The 9,991-nt window shown below is 47.2% G+C and carries 14 protein-coding genes; 9 read left to right on the plus strand and 5 right to left on the minus strand.

Annotated features, from left to right (window positions below; translation table 11 throughout):
• Positions 1–903: 903 nt before the first annotated feature.
• Positions 904–1,539, minus strand: a complete 636-nt coding sequence (gene yihA / locus ACR2PX_RS19690) for a ribosome biogenesis GTP-binding protein YihA/YsxC (protein ID WP_434001063.1) — start codon at positions 1,537–1,539, stop codon at positions 904–906.
• A 437-nt stretch (positions 1,540–1,976) separates the two neighbouring features.
• Here yihA and ACR2PX_RS19695 point away from each other — a divergent pair, with 437 nt between their 5' ends.
• The 7 genes from ACR2PX_RS19695 (at position 1,977) to ACR2PX_RS19725 (ending at position 7,106) form a co-directional block, all read left to right on the plus strand.
• Positions 1,977–2,582, plus strand: a complete 606-nt coding sequence (locus ACR2PX_RS19695) for a c-type cytochrome (RefSeq protein WP_434001064.1) — start codon at positions 1,977–1,979, stop codon at positions 2,580–2,582.
• A gap of 322 nt (positions 2,583–2,904) precedes the next feature.
• A complete protein-coding gene (locus ACR2PX_RS19700; protein WP_434001065.1) occupies positions 2,905–3,600 on the plus strand; it encodes a thiol:disulfide interchange protein DsbA/DsbL in 696 nt (231 codons plus the stop codon).
• A gap of 72 nt (positions 3,601–3,672) precedes the next feature.
• Complete coding sequence (locus tag ACR2PX_RS19705) at positions 3,673–4,536, plus strand: endonuclease/exonuclease/phosphatase family protein (RefSeq protein ID WP_434001066.1); 864 nt, start codon at positions 3,673–3,675, stop codon at positions 4,534–4,536.
• A gap of 460 nt (positions 4,537–4,996) precedes the next feature.
• Positions 4,997–5,560, plus strand: coding sequence for an adenylyltransferase/cytidyltransferase family protein (locus tag ACR2PX_RS19710; protein ID WP_434001067.1), 564 nt, complete (start codon positions 4,997–4,999; stop codon positions 5,558–5,560).
• An 8-nt stretch (positions 5,561–5,568) separates the two neighbouring features.
• Positions 5,569–6,183, plus strand: coding sequence for an NUDIX domain-containing protein (locus ACR2PX_RS19715; RefSeq protein WP_434001068.1), 615 nt, complete (start codon positions 5,569–5,571; stop codon positions 6,181–6,183).
• Positions 6,173–6,754 carry a hypothetical protein gene (locus ACR2PX_RS19720; RefSeq protein ID WP_434001069.1) on the plus strand — a complete coding sequence of 194 codons (582 nt, stop codon included), beginning with the start codon at positions 6,173–6,175 and terminating at the stop codon, positions 6,752–6,754. The genes ACR2PX_RS19715 and ACR2PX_RS19720 overlap by 11 nt, the downstream gene beginning before the upstream one ends.
• A 10-nt stretch (positions 6,755–6,764) precedes the next feature.
• The gene (locus ACR2PX_RS19725) at positions 6,765–7,106 is read left to right on the plus strand and encodes a tryptophan synthase subunit beta like protein (protein WP_434001070.1); all 342 of its coding nucleotides are present in this window, start codon (positions 6,765–6,767) and stop codon (positions 7,104–7,106) included.
• Between the two features lie 8 nt (positions 7,107–7,114).
• On the opposite strand, the gene ACR2PX_RS19730 is transcribed toward ACR2PX_RS19725, so the two are convergent.
• Positions 7,115–7,723 (minus strand): peptide deformylase, encoded by a 609-nt coding sequence (locus tag ACR2PX_RS19730; protein WP_434001071.1) that lies wholly within the window; start codon positions 7,721–7,723, stop codon positions 7,115–7,117.
• A 156-nt stretch (positions 7,724–7,879) separates the two neighbouring features.
• Here ACR2PX_RS19730 and purU point away from each other — a divergent pair, with 156 nt between their 5' ends.
• Positions 7,880–8,734, plus strand: a complete 855-nt coding sequence (gene purU, locus ACR2PX_RS19735; RefSeq protein ID WP_434001072.1) for a formyltetrahydrofolate deformylase — start codon at positions 7,880–7,882, stop codon at positions 8,732–8,734.
• Positions 8,735–8,812: 78 nt separating this feature from the next.
• Entirely contained in the window at positions 8,813–9,079 is a 267-nt protein-coding gene (locus tag ACR2PX_RS19740) for a hypothetical protein (protein ID WP_434001073.1), read from the plus strand.
• On the opposite strand, the gene ACR2PX_RS19745 is transcribed toward ACR2PX_RS19740, so the two are convergent.
• The 3 genes from ACR2PX_RS19745 to ACR2PX_RS19755 all read right to left on the minus strand — a co-directional run.
• The gene (locus ACR2PX_RS19745) at positions 9,076–9,381 is read right to left on the minus strand and encodes an MBL fold metallo-hydrolase (protein WP_434001074.1); all 306 of its coding nucleotides are present in this window, start codon (positions 9,379–9,381) and stop codon (positions 9,076–9,078) included. The genes ACR2PX_RS19740 and ACR2PX_RS19745 overlap by 4 nt on opposite strands.
• The gene (locus ACR2PX_RS19750; protein ID WP_434001075.1) at positions 9,378–9,887 is read right to left on the minus strand and encodes an MBL fold metallo-hydrolase; all 510 of its coding nucleotides are present in this window, start codon (positions 9,885–9,887) and stop codon (positions 9,378–9,380) included. Before ACR2PX_RS19750 ends, ACR2PX_RS19745 begins: the two co-directional genes overlap by 4 nt.
• Positions 9,888–9,893: 6 nt before the next feature.
• Positions 9,894–9,991 (minus strand): transposase (locus ACR2PX_RS19755; protein ID WP_434000460.1); only part of this gene is annotated, 98 nt, incomplete at its 5' end.

The following is a 9,991-nucleotide window of genomic DNA, read 5'->3' on the forward strand; positions in this document are numbered from 1 at the left end:
ATGTATTGTGAAAGGGTGCATCGTGCGGTAGTCGGGCGAGTAGTACTTCTCACTTTCATCCCTGATAAACAATCATTTGGGTCAATTATCAAATTTCGGAACACGCTGTCAATGCGTAAGTCCTAAAGCTTTCTCTCTAACGACGACTCACTGTGATCTGTTTGGCAAAAAAAATTAAAACTTTTTCTTCTGTCGGGAACTTTCTCTGAATTGGGTTGTCTCAATATTTGTAGGGAGGCAAAAACCTTTCTACAGACTCCTTGTGTGTTTAGTGTTGGCAATAAAGCGGATCTGTGTTCCCCGACACAGTCTGCAATCAACCGGTTACCATCCCCCTTGGTAACCGGTTTTTTTTGCCTCAAATAAAGTCATTGATTGGACGACAGTCTTATGTTGTTTGTTATGTAGAGTGAAGCTCTACCAGCGTCTGTAGTTATTTTTATTTTTAGGGGATGAGCTGCATCGTTTCATAGCTACTTGAAGTCTTTACTGTAAGTTTTTCTAGCTGGGTCGATAGTCTAAATTGGACGCAGTGCTTAGGTGGGTATCTATAAAGCCTTTGGAACTTACCGAAATATTGGCGGTCTGATGTTATGTGAGGGAAATACCTCCCCGTTTTCTCTCACAACACAACACTCCTTGTGTGTTTAGTGTTAACAAACTCCGTACCTCCATGTGACGGAGCTTGGTGCTCCAGCCGTCTCCCCCCGATGGCTGGAGCTTTTTTATTTACAGGGACGTAATGTATCCCAGAAATGCAGGAGCAATTTCTGGGGTTTTTACAGGGACGTAATGTATCCCAGAAATGCAGGAGCAGTTTCTGGGGTTTTTAGAGGGGACGTAATGTATCCCAGAAACAGCAAGAGCAATTTCTGGGATTATTCGACGAGATGTGTACCTCAGTTATTCTTCCTGCTCTTCCTGTTCTTCATCATCTACCAGCAGCCAGGTGTCCAGGCGCTTTGCCAGTTGATCGACACCGGTTTTTTTCAGGGCAGAAAACAGCTGTATGGAAATTTGCGGATAGTCTGAAAGTTCCTTTTGCAGAGTGTTCAGAGCCTGTTTGGCCACACCGGACTTGAGCTTGTCGCTCTTGGTTAACAAAATGTGCAGTGGCATCTCGGACTCTATGCTCCACTGGACCATCATCCGGTCAAACTCTTTTAGTGGGTGGCGTATATCAACCATCAGGACAAGTCCCACTAATGACTCTCGGTTGGTCAAATAATAATCAAGGTGCTTTTGCCACTCTATTTTCATGGCTTCCGGCACTTTCGCGTAACCATAGCCAGGAAGGTCAACCAGGTGAATGCTGTCTTCAATATTGAAGTAGTTGATCAGCTGGGTGCGTCCTGGCGTTTTACTGGTGCGAGCAATCTTTGAACCGGTTAAGGTGTTAAGAGCACTGGATTTACCCGCATTGGAGCGACCGGCAAAAGCGACTTCCCTGCCATTATCGGGTGGGCATAATTTTAGCTTGGGCGCGCTGGTCAGAAATTTGGCCTTGCGATAGTTCAAACCGCTTCTGGGTTCACTCATGTGTCAGACCTGTCAGGAAGTTTCCCTATTTGGAAACTTCGCTATAGAAATGAAAAGTTGGCGCAATTTTGCTTGACTTGTGAGCGGAATGGAATAGTTCCGTTGCATTCACCGACAATTGGCAGTCGTCCATCTTGAGCTAATTGCTTCAGAAAAAAACCGGTTTGTCTGACAGTAGCGAATTTACTGGGCTCGACGACCTACCGGAAAAGAGCATTACAGTATATACTAGCTGTCGTTTTGAGGCATATGCAGCCATTTTAAGCCACCTTTTTCAGAATAAGGACCGAGCACAGGTCGAAAAAACTAGCTGAATAAAGAGGACGTTTGTAAAGACAGAGAGGTATCCGGCTTTACAAACTGATACTGAACAGCTGACTGGGAAGGTTGGGATAATAACAGTCACTCATGGCAAGTGCCGTAGCTGGGTCAGGTTAATGAAAAAAGTTATTTTCGGTCTGGTAGTGTCGTTGGGGGTATCAGGGGTGGTATTTGCGAAGGGGGATGCAAATGCCGGAAAAGCCAAAGTGGCAACCTGTACCGCCTGCCATGGAGCAACAGGTGTAAGCCTGGTGCCCAATTACCCCAATCTGGCAGGACAAGGCGAGCGCTATCTCGTTAAACAGATTACTGAGATTAAAGCCGGTAACCGCAGTGTTCCGGAGATGGTGCCTTTTGTAGGCTCGCTGACAGAACAGGATATCGAAGATATTTCTGCTTTCTATGCCAGCCAGCCTGCGCCACAGGGGGTAGCTGATCCTAAACAGGTTGAGCTGGGTGAACAGCTGTACCGTTTTGGTGATCAGAAGAAAGGTATTCCTGCCTGTGGTGCTTGTCACTCTCCAACAGGTAAGGGTAACTCGCTGGCAGGCTTCCCACAGATCAGTGGCCAGCACGCTCAGTATACAGCCAAGCAGTTGCGTGATTTCCGTGAAGGGGATCGTGAGAATGATGGCGATACCAAAGTGATGAGATCCATCGCTGAAAAGCTGAGTAATAAAGAAGTCGACGCTCTGGCTAGTTACATCAGCGGTCTGCGTTAACAGACAGCTGTGAAAGCAAAATGAGTTTGTGGCTAGTGAGTCATGAGCGAAGAAAGCGGTTTGCGATGAATGTTGCAAACCGTTTTTTTGTGCCCGGAAAAAATATATAAATTGCTATTTATTTGTTTTCAAAGATCTTACATTTGCGAAATATTTGTCAATTGTCCGATATTCAACGGGAAATCACTTTGAAAATACCTTATCTTTCCTGTTCATTACTAGGGTATGACAGGTAGGGTTGCCCCTGCTTGGACTCACTGCCTAGACTTCTGTTAACTTGTCACTCAAATAGATCACTATAAAAGCCTTGGAGTGTATTTAGATGCCAAAACAACTTAAATTTTTATGGTTGGCTCTGGTTGTGCCATTAATGGCACAGGCTGCTGTTCAGGATAAATACAAGGAAGGTCAGGACTATCGAGTTCTGTCTAACCAAGTTCAGACTGCAGTGAAGAAAGATCAAATCGAAGTCGCTGAAGTCTTCTGGTATGGCTGCCCACATTGCTACACCCTGGAGCCTATTGTTGATCGTTGGAAGCCTTCTCTGGAAAAAGATACCCGCTTCGTTCGTGTGCCTGGCTTTTTTGGTCCGAACATCTGGAAAACTCATGCTCAGCTTTACTACACCCTGGAGACTATGATTCCCGGCGAGAAGAAGCTGCATGAGATACACGACAGTATTTTTTCTGAAGTTCAGAACCGTAATAACCGTCTTGGCGACGTAGATGCCATGGGGGATTTTCTGAAGAAACGCTACGGTATTGATCCCAAGCAGTTTGCCAGCTTCTATAATTCTTTCGGGGTTCTGAACCTGATGAATCAAGGTGGAGCAAAAGTCAGAGGTTATCAGCTGACCGGTGTTCCAGCTTTGGTAGTCGACGGCCGATATGTTATTGAACCCAAGGTTGGGCTGGATAACATGCCTGCAGTTGCCGATTTCCTGATCAAAAAAGTTCGTGAAGAACGTGCTGCCAAGGTTAAGCCTGAGGTAAAGCAAGAATCCAAGGCTAAGAGCTGATAATCAGCCTGACCGGTCTTAACAATGGATGCTGGACAACCCCGTTCGGCATCCAGAATTCAGGTTTCACTGATGCCAATGAGAACTTTGAAGGGAGCCTTGTCTTCTCGCCTGCACAGGAAAAGAGCTCCCAAATCGGTTCATTGCAGCGAGCTGATCTACAGACCACGACCTCAAAAGCCCGGGCACATCCGTCTGCTGAGCTTTAATATTCAGGTAGGCATCAATACCCAGCAATATCGTCATTATCTGACTCGCAGCTGGCAGCACCTGTTGCCCAATTCCAGACGCTCCAGAACACTGGATCAGATTGCTGCAGCGCTTCCCGACTTTGATCTGGTAGCTCTTCAGGAAGCCGATGGAGGCAGTCTCAGAAGCGGCTTTATTAATCAGACCGAATACCTCGCACTGAAATGCCAGTTCCCATACTGGTATCACCAGCTGAATCGTAATCTTGGAAAACTGGCACAACACAGTAATGGACTCTTGAGTCGATTCAAGCCCACCATTCTTGAAGATCACAAACTGCCAGGGTTGATTCCGGGGAGAGGCGCTATCGTAGCCCAGTTTGGTGATCCTCAGGACCCTCTAGTGGTGGTGATGATGCATCTGGCTTTAAGTCAGAGGGCCAGAAATATTCAACTTTCCTATATCAGTGATCTGGTCAGAGCTTACAATCATGTGGTTTTGATGGGAGATATGAATACTCATGCGGATCAACTGCTAAACAACTCACCACTGAAAGGCAGTGATTTACATGCCGTCCATTCTGAACTGAATACCTTTCCAAGCTGGCGTCCCAGTCGCTCGCTGGACCATATTCTGGTGAGCCCATCACTGAAGGTACATCAGGTAGGAGTCTTGAACCTGCCTATTTCAGACCATCTGCCAGTGGCCGTAGAAGTCGAAGTGCCACAAAGCGTGCATTTAGAATAACTTTTCAGCAACGATCGAAAGGTGTCTGGTAAAAGAAGGGTTTAAAAATACCTCTGTAACGGCTTCCCAGCTAGTGCTTCTGCTTCGCTCGACTTTCTACATCCTGTAGTTGTGCATTACAGAGGTATGAAAGAAAAAAGGCCTGGCACCGAGGGGGGAAGGAGGAGGGGTGATACCAGACCTTATGAAAATACCAACCAGAAATCTGTTTGAGAGGAAGCCTTTGCTTCCAACAAACGGGTAAGTCGTCAACGGGGACAGATCATACGGTTTCTTAAGATGAATAGTATTAGTAATTAACAGGTTAACTATACGTACTCAAACTAACGTCATGCTCTATGTCCGCTGGATACGTCACTCTGCATTTTTCCCCACTCCTCACTCTTCTGGTACTCTGGGATGATATTGATCCCCGACAGCTGAATGAAGAAACCGGCTGCATATTAGAATCGACAACATTATGACCGCCAAAAGAGTAGGTATATTGGGTTCCGCTTTTAACCCTCCAACACTGGGGCACCTGGATGTACTGGACCAGACTCAGGAGCTGTTCGACCTGATATTACTGGTTCCCAGTGCTGCCCATGCTTTTTCCAAACAGATGTTACCGTTTCATCATCGAGTGGCCATGTGCCAGCAACTGGTGAAATCGGTTCAGTTCCCACACTGTCAGGTGCAAGTATCGGAAATTGAACATGCGATGTGGACAGACAACCCTGAGCAGCCGGTCTATACCTTTGATTTGCTGGAATTATTAGAGCGGCAATTCCCCGGAGATCAGTTGGGTTTTATCAGGGGGCCTGATAATGCTTCCCCCCAGACCTGGAAACGTTTCTATCGGTCTGAAGACATCGAGAAGCGCTGGCAGATATTTACTGCCAGTGAACGACAGAATATTCGAAGCTCACAGGTAAGAGAGCTGTTAGTTTCCGGAAACTTTGACGATAACATCAAAGAAGACTTGGCCGCACTCTTGTTGCCTTCGGTCTATGAATACATTCTTCAGCATCATTTATATCAATAAGGTGTGCTATGAAATTATCCGGTTTGGGAGCCGACGACGTTCGGATTGAAAGTGAAGAGCGAGCCTGGTCTGGATTCCTCAAGCTATGCCGATATAAAGTCAAACATGCCCTTTTTCAAGGGGGATGGAGTAAGACACTGGATCGGGAAGTCGTTCTGCGAGTACCTTCTGTAGGCGTACTGCTTTATGACCCTTCTCTGCATAAAGTCGTGCTGGTAGAACAGTTTCGTGCAGGTCCTATGATGAGTGATGATGACCCCTGGTTGCTGGAAATTGTTGCGGGCATTTCTGAGCCGGGTGAATCTCTGGACTCTGTTGCCATTCGGGAAGTGAAAGAGGAAGCTGATTGTGAAGTGAAGCATCTTTTACCAGTATCCAATTTTTATGTCAGCCCCGGTGCAACGAATGAGCGTTTGATGCTCTATTGCGGCATTGTTGATGCCTCTTCGGCTGGAGGGGTTTACGGGCTGGCAGAAGAAGGTGAAGATATCAGAGTGCATGTGATGGCAGCAGAAGACGCCTGGCAGATGGTTGAAGATGGTCGTATTTCCAATGCTCCGGCTATCATTGCTCTGCAGTGGTTAAGGCTGAACCATGGAGAACTTAAAGATTATGCTCAATAAAACAGGGCTTGGACTATCAACTCTTGTTTTAACCGTGTTTCTGGCTCTAACGGGGTGTCAGTACACAGGTTTCAATGAATCTGGTGGCCTGGGCGGCACAGCTGCTTCTTCAGGGCTCTACCGGGAAGGTCTGCCAGGTACTGCAAACTGGGCTGTCCTGCCTTTTGTCAATCACAGTGAAGCCACCAGTATTACTACCCAGGTAGAAAGAATTCTGATGGTTAAGCTCCCCTCACATGGTATTGAAGATGCCCGCTTGTATCCTGAGTCCGAAGTGACGACGGCTTCAAAATCTCTTGAAGGGGCTCACCGTTATCAAAATGGTAAGCAATGGGCTATGCAGAATGACATCAGTTTTGCAGTGGCTGGGGAGATTTTTGAGTGGTTTTACGATGACAGTGGCAGACCCCAGGTCTCCATGGGACTGGCTGTAATTGACATTCGTAACGGTGAAGTAATCTGGAGTGTTAATGGCTCCAGTGAAGGCCTTCAGGGTGATGATCTGTTTGATATCAGTCGGGGTCTGATGTCTGATCTGCTACAGTCTTTACCTATAAACCGGCGGATATAGGAGCAGCAGGATGCTATACGCACTCAGGGATGAGAAAGGCGACATTCAAGCGGTTTCGGATAAGCAGCTGACTGACGGCTGGGAATTCGTAGATCTTGAAGATGAAGCGGTGCATGCTTTCTTGAACCGGAACCCAGCCATTGGTGGCAAGGTCATGCAGGCGGCAGATGCCGACTTTATACGGGTACTGGAAGATGTGATTGATCTGCTCATTGATAAGCAGATCATTCAGTTTACGGAGCTTCCGAATCCAGTTCAGAACAAATTATTGAATCGCCGCCGTTACCGTGAGGAGTTGCGTGGTCAGGACGACACCACGCATCTTATTGGTGGGGGTGATGAGATTTTCTAGATCGTTCGTTACCGGGAAGTAGAAATCTGGCCCCGGGGGGTTTTGCAGGCATTCTCTGTAGGCCAGCCTTCCGCCCATTCTTCCTGATGCTCAATGGACTGGTTAGGAATAATCAGACTTTTATCAGCCACTCTCATAGGGAACAGTTTCCCGTTAAGATGATCCAGCTCATGCTGCATCACTCGGGCTGCAAAGCCTGACAGGTTTCTTTCCTGCCGCTCTCCATGATGGTTATATCCAGCGACAACAATGTTTTGAGGGCGTTCAATCCAGGCTCTCATGCCGGGTACTGAAAGACAGGCTTCCCAGGCCCAGCAGGTTGTTTTACTGAAGCCGGTAATTTGCGGGTTGATCCAGAATTCAAAAGGAATATCCGGAGCCTGTGGGTATCGGGACCGATTGACTTCAGAAATACCGACGCTGAGAACTCGAGCAGACCAGCCAATTTGAGGAGCAGCAAGCCCCACACCCTGTGTACTCACCTGCTTTTGCTTGAGGACCTCAAGATTGTGCTGAAAGTCGTCTGAAGCTATCTCACCGACGACGATTTGAGGTTGTTCCTGAAACAACAGAGGGTGGCCCATCAGTAATACGTCAGGATTTTGATTCAGTCTCATGACAATTAGATCCCAGGATAAAATGACTTGCTCTGATTTATAGCCTACAACAATGGCTGCAAGATAGTCTGAAGAGCTGTGTGCCTCTGCTTGTCAGTGTTTATAATGCAAGAATTCAGGAAGTAAGGCACAGAGTGCCAAAGCGAAAAGAAAACTATGATAAGAACCTATCGCCTTTTGATTTCATGTCCCGATGCCACGGGTATAGTGGCTTCTGTCAGTCATTTTATCGCCAGTCATGGGGGGTGGATTCTAGAAGCCAACCATCATTCAGACCCTATTTCTGGCCGCTTCTACATGCGTAATGAGATAAAAGCGGACAGTCTGCCCTTTGAGCTGGACAGTTTCAGGGAGCATTTTCAGGCGCTGGCTGATGAACTGTCGCTGGATTGGACCATTACGGACTCAGGCTCCCCCCACAAGGTTGCTCTTTTGGCCAGCAAACAGGCCCATTGCCTTTCAGATCTTCTGTACCGCTGGAGAAGTGGTGATCTGAATATGGATATCCCCTGTGTCATCTCCAACCATGATGATTTGAGAAGTTATGTCGAATGGCATGACATTCCTTATTACCATGTTCCTGTGGATAAAAATGACAAAGCTGCGGCTTATCAGCAAATGACCGACCTGCTGGAAGAGTATAGTGTTGATACGGTAGTTCTGGCTCGTTATATGCAGATCATACCCCCTACTCTGTGCGAAACCTTCAGAAACCGTCTGATTAATATTCATCACAGCTTTCTGCCCTCTTTCGCGGGAGCCAGACCTTATCACCAGGCCTATACCCGAGGGGTAAAACTGGTGGGAGCAACTTGCCACTATGTGACAGAAGAGCTGGATGCCGGCCCGATCATTGAACAGGATGTGATCAGAGTAGGTCACAACCATTTACCCGATGAAATGGTAAGGCTTGGAAAGGATGTTGAAAAAACAGTCCTGGCCCGCGGCCTTCGCTATCACCTTGAAGATCGTGTGATCGTTGATGAAGGAAAGACCATTATCCTTGAATAATGGTTCTATCTGTGGATAACCTGTTAAAAGGTGTGGAAAAAGCTGTCATTGAGTTGTGCATAAACGCAAGGAGGCGTTATGAAACTGGAAAAGTGTCCCTGCTGTCTGGGTGAAGCCGAGTTGGTAAATATGATGGTCGGTGACACTGAGATGTGGCAGGTGACCTGCTCAAGTTGTGGCCTGTCCACAGAGCTGGACGATGACAAGGTGTTCTCGGAAGAACGATGGAACAAACGTCTGGAACGCTCAAGACTGAAAATGTGGGTAACCTTGCTGGCTGCCTTCCTTCCTTTTCTGGCGGTTGCAGCCTTTCTTGGTGGTAGCTTTATGGGGCTTAGGCTTTAGTAAACATCCAGATCATTAGCCAATACTACCTTGCCCTCATACCCCGCCTGAACTTCTTTCAAGGCACTGGTGACAGGTGCTGAGTAATGCAACACATGGGTCAGTATCAGAAGTCTTGGTTTGGCTTTTGAGGCCAGCCTGGCCAGGTCACTGCTGCGGGTATGGCTGTCACAGTGGTATTTTTGCCAATCCGGGCTGAGTTTGGAAAGACCTTCTTCACTGATCACTTCATGAATCAGAATGTCGGCGCCCTTGGCACGCTCTGCTATTTTTTCGTCGTATCGGGTATCACCGCTTATCACAATGGTTTTATCAGGGTTATAACCTTGTAGCCGAAGGCTGGCTCTATATCGCCATGTTGCACTGCAAAGGCTTCTATCAGTACAGAGTCTACTTTTACTGTCCAGCTGTCCTCCTTGTATTCAGTGACATTCGCCTGGTACATGGAAGGCTCTTTAACAGGCTGTATGCTATTAATACGCAGATGAATATCTTCCGACAGCATGTCGTAATAACCGTTCAGCAACGATTGGGTTCCCTCAGGACCGTAGATATTCAGTCTCTTTTCCCTATGCCACCAATAAGTGGCTGCCAACTCTGAAACATCCAGAACATGGTCACTGTGTAGATGAGTTAGAAAAAGGTGCTGAATACGCGTGGGATAAAGGGCCTGAATGTCTTTTTTCTGGGCTGCGACCAGAGCATTGCGAACCATGCCGCCACCGGCATCAAAGACAAAAGCCTGATGATTATCGGTTGAGCGTAAAACCCCGTACTTTGAGTGCAGGGATGTAAGCTCGTCGGCGATAGCCGACTAATGCGGTGTTCTCTGCTGCTGAACGTACTGTTTGATGACTTCTATAGGAGCGCCACCGCAGCTTGCAGCAAAATAACTTGGACTCCATAGTGCCG

Source organism: Endozoicomonas sp., assembly GCF_051008435.1.
GTDB lineage: Bacteria > Pseudomonadota > Gammaproteobacteria > Pseudomonadales > Endozoicomonadaceae > Endozoicomonas_A.